We start from the raw sequence: 13,716 nt of genomic DNA, 5'->3' as shown, positions 1-13,716 counted from the left end.
CTCCTGGGGGAGGGGGATTCCTGGCTCAGGCCGCCTCCGGGAGCGGCGCTCCCGGAGGTCTTCCGCCCTCGACACCAGCCGGGTTGAGACCAGCCCGGACGAGCATCACACGCGCGGAGTTCTTGTCCCGTGGCCGGGACATTCCGCACGCGGTGCACGTATTCGTTCGTTCCGAGAGAGGCAGCGCGTGCTTGGTTCTCGCTCCGCAGTCCGCGCAATCCATCGTGGTGTGCGCCGGGTGCACCAGGTGCACGTCCGGGCCGTGCTTGCGGCCCATCTCGACCAGAGCCGCCTTGGTGGCACCGATCGCCGCGTCCGCGGCCTTGCGGGCTATCGTGGTCTTGGCCAGGAACTTCGGCCGGAAGTCCTCGACCGCGATCGCGTCATGGTCACGGACCGCTCGCTTGGCCCTTCCCCAAGCTCTCCGACAAGCTCCGAGCAGGGGAGACCCCATTCGGGCCGTGTCCTGTCGCTGCCGGGTCACCTTCTTCTGCAGCTTCGCCGCCTGCGCCTGTGCCTTCCGGTAGCCCTTCGACTGGGCCTTCCCCTTCGGCCGGCGACGCCGTGCCATCCGGCGCTGGTAGCGGGCGAGACGCTGCGCGGCCTGCTTGCCGTGCTCGGCATGAGGCAGATCGTGCGCGTCCGAGGTGGTGGTCGCGGTCTCCTCGACACCCCAGTCGACACCGAGGACGCGGCCTGTCGCAGGCAGCCGCTCGGCCTGGGCCGGGACCACGAACGAGCAGTACCCCGGCGATGCTGCGGCAGCCCGGCCTTGATGTCCTTGAGCGCCTTCGCCCGGGACTTCGCGAAATCCCGAATGGTCTGCTGCTGCGGCACCGACGCACCCTCACGCAGCCACGGCGTACGGCGGCGTGCCTCGGTCAGCATGCCGCTGAGCCGCACCGGACCGCACTCCTCGCCGTCCGCGTACGCCTTCTTCGACCGAGCCACGCACTCGTTCCACACCCACCTGCACCGTGCCCACTCCGTGTCCAAAGCGGTGCGGGCGGTGGACGACAGACGCAGCCGGAACGTGTACCGGGCATGCCCGGCTGTCTCCGCCTGCGTCGTCTTCGCCATGAACGTCAACCTACTTGGGAGGACTGACAGTTGACGTCCCGACCCGATCTGCAGATGTCGTATCGCCCCGGCGGCGACACGACCAGTCCTGTCCTGCCCCCCCAGGGGTCCGATTCCTCCCCGGCCTGAGGGCCAGGGTCTCCTCGGAGGTCACCGATGAACCCCCACCACAAGCCGCGCCTGTTCCTCACCCGGCGCACCCGTGTCGCCGTGTGCGCCGCCCTGTTCGCCGCGAGCGGGCTGCTCGCCGCCTGCGGCACCCCCGCCGACGACACCTCGCGGGCCGACCTCGCCGTGAAGAAGCCCGCGAAGCCCAAGGAGGACGACGGCCTGCCCGGCATGCCGCCCGTCCTCGACCCCAAGGACGTCTACGCCGCCGACCGGCCGAACAAGCTCTCCCCGGTCGTCAAGGACTTCCCGTCCCGGGTGTACGTCCCCAACACCAACTCCAACACCGTCTCGGTGATCGACCCGAAGAAGTTCGAGGTCATCGACACCATCAAGGTCGGCACCCAGCCCCAGCACGTCGTGCCCTCCTGGGACCTCAAGACGCTCTGGGTCAACAACAACCGCGGCCACACGCTCACCCCCATCGACCCGAAGACCGCCAAGCGCCGCGGGCCCGACGTCGAGGTGCACGACCCGTACAACCTCTACTTCACACCCAACGGCAAGCACGCCGTCGTCATGGCCTCGCTCGACCGCGAGCTGGTCTTCCGCGACCCGCAGACCATGCAGCGCAAGCACACCGAACCCGTCAGCTGCTACGGCGTGAACCACGCCGACTTCTCCGCCGACGGCCGCTACTTCATCGTGTCCTGCGAGTTCTCCGCCGAGCTCCTCAAGGTCGACACCGAGAAGATGAAGGTCGTCGGCCAGCAGAAGCTGCCCTTCGAGGGCGCCATGCCGCAGGACGTCAAGATCTCCCCGGACGGCAAGACCTTCTACATCGCCGACATGATGGCGCACGGCGTCTGGGTCCTGGACGGCGAGAAGTTCACCACCCCGAAGCTGATGCCCACCGGCAAGGGCGCCCACGGCCTGTACGTCAGCCGCGACTCCAAGGAGATGTACATCCCCAACCGCGGCGAGGGCACCATCTCCGTCTTCGACTTCACCAAGAACAAGCTCACCAAGAAGTGGCGGCTCCCCGACGGCGGCAGCCCCGACATGGGCGGCGTCTCCGCCGACGGCAAGGTCCTCTGGCTCTCCGGGCGGTACGACTCCGAGGTGTACGCCATCGACACCCGCACCGGCGTCCAGCTCGCCAAGATCCCCGTCGGCGGCGGCCCGCACGGCCTCGCCGTCTACCCGCAGCCCGGCCGCTACTCCCTCGGCCACACCGGCGTCTTCCGCTGAACCGGCCCCGATTAATCTGACCTCCGTCAGAAAAGCACCAAGAAGGGGTGGACCCAGTGGCCGACATCGAGCAGGCACGCGCGCAGTTCGACCGGATCGACACGGACGGTGACGGCTTCATCACCGCCGCCGAGTTCAAGAAGGCGCTCGCGCAGGGCGGCGACTGGAACGTGACCGACTCCGTCGCGGAGGCCGTCATCGGCGCGCAGGACGCCAACAAGGACAAGGTCCTCTCCTTCGACGAGTTCTGGGCCCACCTCAGCAAGGCCTGAGCCGGCCCCCACTCGTCGCCCCGTGGGCCCGCACCACAGTGGTGCGGGCCCACTGCGCGTCTCACCCCGCGAGCGCCCCCGCCCGCCGCCGCGCCCGTACGTGCCAACGGCCCTCCGTGCGCGTGAGCACCATCGGCAGGCCGAAGCACGCGCTGACCCCGTCACCGGTGAGCACCTCGTCCACCGGGCCCCGCGCAAGCGTCCGCCCGCCCCGCAGCAGCAGCGCGTGCGACGTGCCCTCCGGCAGCTCCTCCAGGTGATGCGTCACCAGGACCGTCGCGAGCCCAGGATCCGCCGACCGCAGCGCGTCGAGCCCTTCGAGCAGCCGCTCCCGGCCCGGCACGTCCAGACCCGTCGCCGGCTCGTCGAGCAGCAGCAGTCGAGGCCGCGGCAGCAGCGCCCGCGCGATAAGCACCCGGCCCCGCTCGCCCTGTGACAGCTGCGGCCACCGCGCATCGGCGCGGTCCGCCACCCCGAGCAACTCCAACAGCCCGTCCGCGTACGCGAGTTGCTCCGCCGACACCGAACGGCGCGGCACCGGCTCCACGCTGCCCGTGAGCCCGGTCAGTACGACCTCCCGCACCCGCAGCGGCGAACGCAGCGGATGCCGCGGATCCACATGCCCCACCAGGGCGCGCAACTCCCGCAGGTCCACCCGCCCGATCCGGTGCCCGAGCAGCTCCACCGCACCCCGCGTCGGATGCGCGAGCGCCCCGAGCAGGCGCAGCAGCGTCGTCTTGCCCGCGCCGTTCGCCCCGAGCAGCGCCCAGTGCTCCCCGGCCCGCACCGTCAACGACACCCCGTCGAGCAGCGCCCGCCCGTCCCGTACGACCGAGACGTCCGTGGCCCGCAGCAGCACGTCCGGGTCGGCCTGCATCAACTCGCCCATCACAGCGCCCTGTTCACCGCGGAGAGGACCGCCGACACCGCGGCCGTCACCGTCGCCGGCGCGATCCCGACACCCCAGGCGACCCGCTCGCCCACCCGGCACTTCACATACGCCGCCGCCCGCGCCTCCGCGCCCGGCTCCGTGGCGTGCTCCGTGAAGTCCAGGACCGCCACGTCCACCCCGGCCGCCGCGAGGGCCCGCGTGAACGCCGACACCGGGCCCGGACCCGAGCCCTCGTAGTCACCCGTCCGCTCGTGCACGCTCAGCGCGCCCACGAACCGGTACTCGCCCGACGCCTCCCGGTCCACCCGCCACGACGCGAGCCGCACCAGCTCACCCGCCGTGCCCGGCGTCACGTACGCCGCCTCGAACAGCTCCCACAGCGACTCCGCGTCCGCCTCGCGCCCGCTGTCGTCCGTCGCCGCCTGCACCGCCCGCGCGAACTCCGTACGCAGCTCACGCGGCAGGTCCACCCCGCGGTGCGCCCGCAGCAGATGCGCCACACCGCCCTTGCCGGACTGACTGTTCACCCGGATCACCGCCTCGTACGACCGCCCCAGATCCGCCGGGTCGACCGGCAGATACGGCACGTCCCACGGCGCATCCGCCTCCGTTGCCCCCAACTCCCTGGCCCGACGGGCGTGTTCGGCGAAGCCCTTGCTGATCGCGTCCTGATGCGTCCCCGAGAACGCCGTGTGCACCAGGTCGCCGCCGTACGGATGCCGGGGGTGCACCGGGAGGCGGTTGCAGTGCTCCACCGTGCGCCGCACCGCGTCGATGTCGGAGAAGTCCACCATCGGGTCCACGCCCTGCGTGTACAGGTTCAGCGCGAGCGTCACCAGGTCCACGTTCCCCGTCCGCTCCCCGTTGCCGAACAGGCACCCCTCGACGCGCTGCGCCCCCGCGAGCACCGCCAGCTCCGCGCAGGCCACCCCCGTACCACGGTCGTTGTGCGGATGCACCGACAGGATCACCGACTCGCGCCGGTCCAGATTCCGGTGCATGTACTCGATCTGGTCCGCGTACACGTTCGGCGTCGCGACCTCCACCGTCGCCGGCAGGTTGAGCGTCACCGGGCGCTCCGGGCACGCGTCCCACAGCTCCGTCACCGCCCCGCACAGCTCCAGGACGAAGTCCGGCTCCGTCAGGTTGAACACCTCCGGCGAGAACTGGAACCGCAGCCCCGGACGGTCCCCGCCCAGCTTCGCCATCAGCCGCGCCGCGTCCTCGACCATCGCCCGCACCTCGGCCCGGCCCTTGCCGAGGACCACGTCACGCCAGACCGGCGCGGTCGCCGCGTACAGGTGCACCACCACCCGCGGCAGCCCCTCGATCGCCGCGAACGTGCGCTCGATCAGATCGCGGCGGGCCGGAGTGAACACCACCACCGTCACGTCGTCCGGCACCTCGCCGCGCGCGACGGCCCCCGCCAGATGCCGTACGAACTCGAAGTCCGTCCGGCTCGCCGACGGGTACGCGACCTCGATCTCCTTGAATCCCAGGGCCACTTGGAGGTCGAAGAGCCGCCGCTTGCGCTCCGTCCTCATCGGCTCGGCCAGCGCCTGGTTGCCGTCCCGCAGATCCACCGGCACCCACAGCGGCGCCCGCTCGATCCGCGCGGAGGGCCAGTCGCGGGCGACCGGCTCGGGCGGCGGGACCCGCTCGTGCGCGGGCCGGTAGCGGTGGAACGGCATGCCGCTCGGCGCCTGCGGATTCCAGTCGCGTTCGTACGTGTGCGTGGTCGGGTGCACGGTATTGATTCCCTCGGTCGTCCCTCGCGGTCGGTGACCGGCAGCACGGAACCCCGCGGCGGGGTGCCGGCCGTGTCAGACCCCGCCGCGGCAGCCGAGAAGAAGAACGCCGCAGAAGAACATGCTCGCTACACTAGGCACACCTCAGCTCCTCAGACAAGTTGTTTCCCGACCCCTCGGTCGGCGTGCGGCCGGACCCCGACTCCCCATCACCCGACGTCACTTGGAAGGTCACCCCATGCCCACGCCGCCCCTCGGACCCCTCCGCCCCAGCCCCCTGGTCGAGCAGGCCACCGAACGCCTGCGCACCCGGATCACCGCCGGGGACTGGCCCGTCGGCACCCGCCTCCCCGGCGAGACCACCCTCGCCAAGGAACTCGGCATCGGCCGCTCCACCGTCCGCGAAGCCCTCCGCGCCCTCGCCGGCGCCGGACTCGTCCAACCCCGCCAGGGCGCAGGCGTGTTCGTCACCGCCCTCCACCCCACCGAGGACTGGCCCACCCGACTGCGCCGCGCCGCCGTCGTCGACGTGTACGAGGTCCGCATGCTCGTCGAGGTCGAAGCCGCCCGCCTCGCCGCGGACCGCCGCACCCCCGCCGACGTCGAGGCCCTGCACGCCGCGCTCGCCGCCCGCCGCGAGGCCGCCGGGGCGGACGACGCGAGCTTCGTCGACGCCGACATCGCCCTGCACGCGGCCGTGGTCGACGCCGCCCACAACCCCGTACTCACCGACCTCTTCGCCGAGTTCGCCCCCGCCCTCCGCCAGGCCCTCATCGACCTCCTGACCCTCCTCACCCTCCGCACCCCCGAGCCCAACCCCGGCGACGACAGCCACGCCGCCCTCGTCCACGCGGTCGAACGGGGCGACGCGGAGGGGGCGGCGGGGGCGCTGCGGGGGGAGCTGGGGGAGACGCTCGCGCGGTTGCGGGGGTAACGGGTCCGGCCCGTGCCGCGCCCGTACTGCAAGCCCTGCGACGCTGCACGTGTCCGCCTGAGTCACTACGAAGTGACGAAGGAATTCGTCGATCATCACCTCAAGACCTTCGAGGTGATGAACTCCTATCTGGCCGACCCGCCGGCGACCCGACTGAGGCGAAAGCTCAGTCGATAGTCGCCCAGTCCTTCATCGCCGCTCGGCTGGAAAAGTCAGCCACATTCTTGTCGAGCGGCGTCGAAGTGTACTGGTGGATACGCCACTTGGCCTGGATGCGGGGCTTTCCTGCGGTGACGTAATCGGCTATCCAGAGAGCATCACCCGCATAAGAGGTTCGGTCAACGTTCAACCAAAAATCCCGATTGCAATAGAGGATGGACCTGTTGGAAGGTCGAAGCCTTTTCACTTCCTTGATGAACTCGTCCTTCTGCGCGTTACTCGCATAAGTCCCCTCCCCCGTACGCTCCCAGTCGCACGCGAGAATGTCGCCGCCTCTCTCCGCCGCCTTGGAGACGAAATACTCCGCCTGGGCCTTGATGTTGCCCGGCCACAGAAAGTGGTAGAAGCCCACCACGCAACCCGCGTCGCGGGCCTTCTTCGCCTGGGCGCTCATGCGGGGGTTGACGTACGAGCGGCCTTCCGTCGCCTTGATGATGACGAAGTCGACGCCTTCGGTGCTGAAGTCGGACTGGTACGAGCTGACGTCTATCCCGCGGATCATGAGAGCTGCCTTCCGGTGGTCGGGCCGGGCGGTGTGGATCTGAGAAAATGCCCGGCCGCCGAGGGCCCGAAACCCGTATGCGCGGCAGCGCCGGAAAGGGTGGAAGGCTCGCCCAGTTCGTCCACGAGCCGGGCACAACGGGAGCCCGCCGCAAGGGAGTTGATCCGCGGCCCGAACACGAGCCCAGCACGGCGCGAACCCGCAGGCCAGGAGGGGTGGAGCAGTGTGGTCGAGGTCACCACGGGAGGCCCGCGGGGTGTGAGATTCTGGAGGCAGAGCCCGACCGGCTCCCGGACGAGGTGCGCCGTACCCGGCATGTGACGACGGCGCCGAAGGGAGCCGTTCCGTCATGGCTTGGATCGTTCTTGTCGTCTCCGGCGTTCTCGAGGCCGTGTGGGCGACCGCACTCGGCAAGTCCGAGGGCTTCAGTCGTCTCTGGCCCACCGTCGTCTTCGGTCTGGGCCTCACCCTGAGCATGGCCGGCCTGGCCTTCGCCCTGCGCACGCTGCCGGTGGGCACCGGCTACGCAGTGTGGGTGGGCATCGGCGCCGTGCTCACCGTGGTGTACGGAATGGTGTTCGGCGGCGAGCCGGTGTCCCTGCTGAAGCTGGCACTGCTCGCGGGCATCGTCGGCTGCGTGATCGGCCTCAAGGCGCTGCACTGAGCGGGTAGCTGTGTTGGTCGGCCATGGCATGGCCGACGACCACGCGGGCGACGCGCTTGTGGTTCACCCACCGCCCCAGACGCCGTACGGCGTGGACGCGCGGAACACCGCAGGTCTTCCGGGCGGCGAGGTGCAGCACGGTGATCTCGTGGCGAGCTCGTCGGCCGCCGGTCGGGCGCGGCGGCCGGCCTCGCCCTCACACCAGGCGGTTCTCCTCGCGTAGCCGCTTGCGCTCCACGCGCTCAGCGCCGGTCGACTCGCCGCCCTGGCCCTTGCCACGGTCCGCCTTCGCCGTGCGCATTTGCGTGACCGTCCACGCGGATCAACATCTCGGTGCAGGACTGCAGTTGGGTGACGCTACGAAGGGCTCCGTACCGATTACGGCGATCCCTCGGATGCCGCACTTGGCGTAACCCGCCCGTGGCGTCGCCCGTTTTCACGGAAGTACGTCCTCATCGACCCCTGGATGCGCCATGCCTCGGATCAGAGTCAACGTCCCCGTGCGTGGGTTACAGGCATACCCGAATGGTTACCTGCGGTCGATCTCGGCTCGGCACCTCAATGACGGTGACCTGACTGTGGGCAACCACATCGGCGTGCACCTGAACCTCCTGGACGCTGAGGACTCACTCACCCCGGGGGGCGTGCAGTTCGCGTGCGAGCGCCTCACGGACCCAGGGGAGTCGATCGCGGTGCTCGACCCCGCTCGTGTTCCCAGGTGTGAGCGTCGGACTGCCCTCGGCCGTACCGCTCGACGGACGCATCCGGTGCCGCTCCCGGCGCCGTCTCCCGTCAGGAGCAGTTCGGGCCGTCGTGCTGCCCGCCGACCGCTCGGTCACCCGCCGTTGAGCCTCGCTCGACTCCGCCCACCTGCCCCCGGAAGAGGAACGCCCCGCACATGCCCCGCTTCAGCGTCATCGTCCCCGTCTACAAGGTCCAGGGGTACCTCCGAGAGTGCCTCGACTCCGTACTGACGCAGTCCTTCACCGATTTCGAGGTCATTGCGGTGGACGACTGCTCGCCCGACCACTGCGGCGAGATCCTGGAGGAATACGCGGCGCGGGACGAACGGGTCGGAGTCGTTCACTTGGCGGAGAACGGCGGCCTGGGCCATGCGCGAAACACCGGCGTGGCCCAGGCGTCCGGCGACTATCTGCTCTTCCTCGACAGCGATGACACCTACGCCCCCGGCGCGCTGCGGGCCATCGCCGAGCGGCTCGGGGTGACCGGTGACCCGGATGTGCTGGTCTTCGACCACGCACGGACGTCCTGGTGGGGCCGCGGCGGGCGGAGCGCGACACGGGACCTGCTTGAGTCCGCCGGGACCGATACCTTCAACGTCTTCGAACGCCCGGAGTTTCTGCACCTGTTCTTGATCGCCTGCAACAAGGCCTTCCGCCGCGAGTTCTTCCTCCGGCACGCGTTCGCTTTCTCCCCCGGCCTCTACGAGGACGCCCCCGTCACCTATCAGGTCATGGTCCGTGCCGAGCGCATCGCCTGCCTGCCCCGGGTGTGCTTCGAGTACCGCAGCCGCGCGGGTGCCATCACTCACACCCCCGGGCGCGAGCACTTCGACATCTTCGACCAGTACGGCAGGCTGTTCGACGTCCTCGACCGGTCTCCGGAGCTCGAACCCATGCGCCCCGCGCTGTTCGAGCGGACGATCAACCACTTCCTGGTGACGCTTCCGGTCTGCGGTCGGGTGCGAGCCGAGGATCGGCCCGACTTCTACCGGCGCATCGCCGACTTCTACCGGAGCCAGGTGCCGGCCGACTTCACCCCGCCGAACGACCCCCTCCGTACCCAGTTCCGGCTGCTCGCCGCCGGTAGCCCTTACCCGGTCTTCCGCAGCGTCGTACAGCTGAGGGCCCGTGCGGCCACGGTTAAGCGCCGGGCCCGAGCCGCGTCGACCCGCAACGCACGCCGTGTGTCCTCGCGGATCGCTCACGCGCGCCCACTGGACCCGCATCTCGCCGTGTACGGTGCCTTCGACCTCGGCGGGGCCCTCGGCGATCCGGCAGCGCTGCACGCCAAGGCCGGCGAACTCGCCCCGCACATCCGCGGTGTGTGGGCCGTACGGCCCGATGCCGTGGAGCAGCTGCCGGCAGGGGCAGACCATGTCGTGCTTGGCTCCCCGGAGTACGCCAGGGTGATGGCCAGGGCGACGTACTTCTTCAACAACGTCAACTGGCCCTACAACCTGGTGAAACGGCCGGGTGCGGTCCGGGTGCAGACCCATCAGGGCACGCCGCTCAAGCACATGGGCACCGACCTGCTCGACCGGCCCCTGGTCATGAGCGACAACCGCATCCGATCGATGCTGCGGCAGTGTGACCACTGGGACTACAGCCTCGTCGCCGGTGGGTACGCGCAGCAGATCTGGGACCGGGCCTACCCGTGTCACTTCACCTCGCTGCCCAGCGGCAGTCCCCGCAACGACGCCCTGGTGCGCCCCGACCCGCTGCGTGCGGAGCAGGTTCGCGGGCGGCTCGGCATTCCCGCAGGGAACTCCGTCGTCCTGTACGCGCCCACGCCCCGGGACTACCACCGGCGCTATACGGCTCGGGTGGACCTCGAAAACCTGGCCCGCGCGCTCGACCCCGGCACGACGTTGCTTGTTCGCCTGCACCACCGTTACCGGCGCGATCAGTTCCATGACCGGGAATTGCTCGACCTCCAGGAGCGCGGTCTGCTGCTCGACGTGAGCCACGGACGTGTGCCCGCGGACGCCGGCAGGCCGGCGCCCACGATCGAGGACCTGATGCTCGCCTCCGACGTCCTGGTGACGGACTACTCGTCGCTGCTTTTCGACTACGTCCATCTGGACCGCCCGATCGTCGTGCACGCCGACGACCGGGAGACGTACCAGGTTGTCCGCGGCTCGTACTTCGACATCCGAGCGCAAGCCCCCGGCCAGGTGACCACCTCCTCCGCGGAGCTGACCGCTCTTCTCGCGTCCGAAGCCTGGCGAGGCGATGCGGACTCCGGCCGGCGTGCCGCGTTCCGTGATCGCTTCTGCGAATACGACGACGGGCAGGCCGCCGAACGCGTCGTGCGCCGCATCCTGCTCGGCGAGGACTTGCTGCCGCGCGCCGAGCCCTCGCTCCTCGTGCCGGGCCAGGCCGACTCCAGTCACATGGCGGCGCGTTGAGCGCCGGACGAGGCGGCCAGGCGCACCTCTCCGCCCCCTTTGCCCCCGCGTGCCTCTTCCGGCGCGACCGGCCCGTCACGGGGCTGCAGCCCCGCAGCGCGGCGGGTGTGGCCCACCTGCGGAGCCGCATCTGCCTGCCTGCCGCTGTGCATGTGATCAACCACTGAGAGAGGCTGACGTGCCACGCTTCACCATCATTGTTCCGGCTCATGGAGTGCAGGGTCGGCTGCCCGACTGCCTTGACTCGGTGCTCGACCAGACGTACGGCGACTTCGAACTGGCAGTGGTCGGAGCCCCGGGAAGCCTGCCCGTATCGATTGCCGACACATACGCGGCCCGTGACTCACGTGTGAGGGTTGTGCACTCCGGTGCTCAGGCCGGGCTCGCAGCGGCACGCAATGCCGGGCTCACCGCCGCCACCGGGCAGTTCGTGCTCTTCCTCGAGGGGGATGACACGCTCGTGCCGGGCGCGCTGGGCGCCGTGGACGCACGGCTGGCCGCGTTGGGTGACCCCGATCTGCTGGTCTTCGACCACGAGCGTGTGCACTGGTTCGACGGCACGCAGGGCGCAGGCCTCGCCCGGCTCTGGGCCGGCGCCCCCCAGGGGGCCTTCCGACTTGAGGACCACCCGCTGTTGGCCGACCCGCTGGTCCCCGCCTGGAGCGCGGCCTATCGGCGGGGAATGCTGACCAGGCATCAACTCCTGTTCTCCCAGGGGACGTACACGGACTGGGCATGGAGTGTCCTCGCTGCGCTGCACGCGGACCGGATCGGTTTGCTGGAGCAGATCTGCGTGAGGCACCTGCTGCGCCGCCAGGATGAACGGCTCCATCGGCCCGGCTCTCACCACATGGAACAGCTCGACCAGTTCAACGCGGTGATGACAAGGGCCGCCGAACTCGAGCCGGCGCCCGCGGTGCTCGGCGCGCTGTTCCACCGGTGCGTGCACGGGATCCTGAAGGCGGCAACCTCGCCGTGGCGGGGCGTGCCTCTGTCTCTGCACCGCCGCTTCTTCCGCCGTGCCACCCGGCTCTACCGGCAGCACCGTCCGGCGGGTTACCTGACACCCGGTGGTTCTGTGGGCGTGCAGCACCGGCTTCTCGCGGCTGGTGCGTACTCGGTCTTCCGTGCGCTGAGCACCGTGCGACGGCTGCGACGCAACAAGCGCCGGCCGGTCCGGCGCATGTTCGTCGCACTGCGGTGGGCACGGCGGAAGCTGAGCCCCGGCACCCGGTGGTACCGCTCGTGCCTGAAGCAGCCGGTCGATGAGAACCTCGCTGTCTTCGCGTCGTACTGGGGGCGTGGCTACGCGTGCAATCCTGCGGCCATCCACGCCGCGGCCACCCGCCTCGCCCCCAGCCTGCGGTCGGTCTTCCTGGTCACCGAAGAGAACGTCTCCCAGATGCCCGATGGTGTGGAGTGCGTGGTGATCGGCACCCCTGAGTACTGGGAGGTGATGGCCCGCGCCAAGTACACCTTCAACAACGTCAACTTCGAGCAGACCGTGCGCAAGCGGCCCGGCACCGTGCACGTACAGACCCAGCACGGCACCCCGCTCAAGCGGATGGGCCTGGACACGTCCCAGTACCCGGCCGCCACGTCCACGGTCGGCAACTTCCAGCACCTGCTGCAGCGGGTGTCGCGCTGGGACTTCAGCCTTTCGTCCAACCGGCACTCCACCGAGATCTGGGAGCGGGTCTACCCGGGCGGCTACGAGAACATCGAGTACGGCTATCCGCGCAACGACGCCTTCTACACGGCGACCGCCGAGGACGTACGCGCGGTACGGCGCCGATTGGGAGTGCCCGAGGACCGCATCGCGCTCCTGTACGCACCCACCTTTCGCGACTACCGCAGCACCTTCGACGCGCAGCTTGAACTCGCCTCCTTCTGCGAGGCGCTGGGCGACGAGTTCGTGGTCCTGCTGCGCGCCCACCACTCCTATGAGGGGTCGGCCGGACAACAGGAGGCCGTCCGCTCCGGCAGGCTGATCGACCTGACCGAGCACCGTTCGCCCGAGGAGGTCTGCCTCGCCTCGGACGCCATGATCACCGATTACTCGTCGATCATGTTCGACTACGCGAACCTGGACCGCCCGCTGGTGATCTTCGCCCCGGACTGGGACGTGTACAGCGACACCCGCGGCGTCTACTTCGACCTGCGCGCGGCCCCGCCGGGTCCGGTCGCTGCGGACCAGGGCCGGCTCACCGAGGTCTTCCGCAGCGGCGAGTGGGCGGGCGCCGAGTCCCGCAGGCTCCGGGCCGCTTTCCGCGAGCGGTTCTGCGAGTTCGACGACGGCCGCGCCGCTGAGCGCGTGGTGCGCCGGGTCATCCTCGGCGAACCCTCCGAAGCCCTGCCCCCCGTCGTGCCGCTCCAGCAGCGGGTGCCCGCCCCGTCCGTGGGCCCGAAGCGCATTCCCTCCGCCGGAGGGAACCGCCGCGAAGCAGGCTACGGACTCAGCACTCGATGATGTTCACGGCGAGTCCGCCGCGGGCGGTTTCCTTGTACTTGACGCTCATGTCGGCGCCGGTGTCCTTCATGGTCTTGATGACCTTGTCGAGGGAGACCTTGTGGGAGCCGTCGCCGCGCATGGCCATTCTGGCGGCGGTGACGGCCTTGACGGCGGCCATGCCGTTGCGTTCGATGCAGGGGATCTGGACGAGGCCGCCGACGGGGTCGCAGGTGAGGCCGAGGTTGTGTTCCATGCCGATCTCGGCGGCGTTCTCGACCTGTTCGGGGGAGCCGCCGAGGACTTCGGCGAGGGCGCCTGCGGCCATCGAGCAGGCGGAGCCGACTTCGCCCTGGCAGCCGACTTCGGCGCCGGAGATGGAGGCGTTCTCCTTGAAGAGCATGCCGATGGCGCCTGCGGCGAGGAGGAAGCGGACGATGCCTTCT

General features: G+C 69.9%; 10 protein-coding genes, 1 pseudogene and 1 riboswitch. Of the genes and pseudogenes, 6 read left to right on the top strand and 5 right to left on the bottom strand.

Annotated features, from left to right (window positions below):
* Positions 1-25: 25 nt before the first annotated feature.
* Positions 26-1,080: pseudogene (locus QIS96_RS11395) on the bottom strand (RNA-guided endonuclease InsQ/TnpB family protein).
* Between the two features lie 156 nt (positions 1,081-1,236).
* On the opposite strand from QIS96_RS11395, the gene QIS96_RS11390 reads away from it, so the two are divergent.
* Both QIS96_RS11390 and QIS96_RS11385 read left to right on the top strand, forming a co-directional pair.
* The gene (locus QIS96_RS11390; RefSeq protein WP_282542373.1) at positions 1,237-2,439 is read left to right on the top strand and encodes a YVTN family beta-propeller repeat protein; all 1,203 of its coding nucleotides are present in this window, start codon (positions 1,237-1,239) and stop codon (positions 2,437-2,439) included.
* Between the two features lie 56 nt (positions 2,440-2,495).
* Positions 2,496-2,711 carry an EF-hand domain-containing protein gene (locus tag QIS96_RS11385; RefSeq protein ID WP_282542372.1) on the top strand — a complete coding sequence of 72 codons (216 nt, stop codon included), beginning with the start codon at positions 2,496-2,498 and terminating at the stop codon, positions 2,709-2,711.
* A gap of 61 nt (positions 2,712-2,772) precedes the next feature.
* Here the strand turns inward: QIS96_RS11385 and QIS96_RS11380 are convergent, their stop codons facing one another.
* Complete coding sequence (locus QIS96_RS11380; protein WP_282542371.1) at positions 2,773-3,600, bottom strand: ABC transporter ATP-binding protein; 828 nt, start codon at positions 3,598-3,600, stop codon at positions 2,773-2,775.
* Positions 3,600-5,294, bottom strand: coding sequence for a 2-isopropylmalate synthase (gene leuA / locus QIS96_RS11375; protein WP_282542531.1), 1,695 nt, complete (start codon positions 5,292-5,294; stop codon positions 3,600-3,602). Before leuA ends, QIS96_RS11380 begins: the two co-directional genes overlap by 1 nt.
* A gap of 295 nt (positions 5,295-5,589) precedes the next feature.
* Between leuA and QIS96_RS11370 the strand changes: the two genes are divergently transcribed.
* On the top strand, positions 5,590-6,285 hold the full coding sequence (locus QIS96_RS11370) for a FadR/GntR family transcriptional regulator (RefSeq protein WP_282542370.1): 696 nt from the start codon (positions 5,590-5,592) through the stop codon (positions 6,283-6,285).
* 166 nt (positions 6,286-6,451) lie between these two features.
* On the opposite strand, the gene QIS96_RS11365 is transcribed toward QIS96_RS11370, so the two are convergent.
* Complete coding sequence (locus QIS96_RS11365; protein ID WP_282542369.1) at positions 6,452-7,006, bottom strand: glycoside hydrolase family 25 protein; 555 nt, start codon at positions 7,004-7,006, stop codon at positions 6,452-6,454.
* Between the two features lie 272 nt (positions 7,007-7,278).
* A riboswitch (guanidine-III (ykkC-III) riboswitch) is annotated at positions 7,279-7,339 on the top strand.
* A gap of 16 nt (positions 7,340-7,355) precedes the next feature.
* Here QIS96_RS11365 and QIS96_RS11360 point away from each other — a divergent pair.
* The 3 genes from QIS96_RS11360 (at position 7,356) to QIS96_RS11350 (ending at position 13,291) form a co-directional block, all read left to right on the top strand.
* The gene (locus QIS96_RS11360; RefSeq protein ID WP_282542368.1) at positions 7,356-7,670 is read left to right on the top strand and encodes a DMT family transporter; all 315 of its coding nucleotides are present in this window, start codon (positions 7,356-7,358) and stop codon (positions 7,668-7,670) included.
* Between the two features lie 898 nt (positions 7,671-8,568).
* Entirely contained in the window at positions 8,569-10,821 is a 2,253-nt protein-coding gene (locus QIS96_RS11355; protein ID WP_282542367.1) for a bifunctional glycosyltransferase/CDP-glycerol:glycerophosphate glycerophosphotransferase, read from the top strand.
* Positions 10,822-10,999: 178 nt separating this feature from the next.
* On the top strand, positions 11,000-13,291 hold the full coding sequence (locus QIS96_RS11350) for a bifunctional glycosyltransferase/CDP-glycerol:glycerophosphate glycerophosphotransferase (protein ID WP_282542366.1): 2,292 nt from the start codon (positions 11,000-11,002) through the stop codon (positions 13,289-13,291).
* Here the strand turns inward: QIS96_RS11350 and QIS96_RS11345 are convergent.
* A partial coding sequence (locus QIS96_RS11345) for an L-serine ammonia-lyase, iron-sulfur-dependent, subunit alpha (RefSeq protein ID WP_282542365.1) occupies positions 13,278-13,716 on the bottom strand: 439 nt, incomplete at its 5' end. The genes QIS96_RS11350 and QIS96_RS11345 overlap by 14 nt on opposite strands.

This window comes from Streptomyces cavernicola, assembly GCF_029968035.1.
In the GTDB taxonomy this organism is placed as follows: Bacteria; Actinomycetota; Actinomycetes; order Streptomycetales; family Streptomycetaceae; genus Streptomyces; species Streptomyces cavernicola.
Note: the sequence above shows the minus strand (reverse complement) of the source record. Positions and strands in the feature narration are given on the sequence as shown.

Bases quoted from the DNA above. Each gene is read 5' to 3' on its own strand.
- QIS96_RS11390 (WP_282542373.1), top strand. From the start codon at position 1,237: ATGAACCCCCACCACAAGCCGCGCCTGTTCCTCACCCGGCGCACCCGT.
- QIS96_RS11380 (WP_282542371.1), bottom strand. From the start codon at position 3,600: ATGGGCGAGTTGATGCAGGCCGACCCGGACGTGCTGCTGCGGGCCACG.
- leuA (WP_282542531.1), bottom strand. From the start codon at position 5,294: ATGCCGTTCCACCGCTACCGGCCCGCGCACGAGCGGGTCCCGCCGCCC.
- QIS96_RS11370 (WP_282542370.1), top strand. From the start codon at position 5,590: ATGCCCACGCCGCCCCTCGGACCCCTCCGCCCCAGCCCCCTGGTCGAG.
- QIS96_RS11365 (WP_282542369.1), bottom strand. From the start codon at position 7,006: ATGATCCGCGGGATAGACGTCAGCTCGTACCAGTCCGACTTCAGCACC.
- QIS96_RS11360 (WP_282542368.1), top strand. From the start codon at position 7,356: ATGGCTTGGATCGTTCTTGTCGTCTCCGGCGTTCTCGAGGCCGTGTGG.
- QIS96_RS11355 (WP_282542367.1), top strand. From the start codon at position 8,569: ATGCCCCGCTTCAGCGTCATCGTCCCCGTCTACAAGGTCCAGGGGTAC.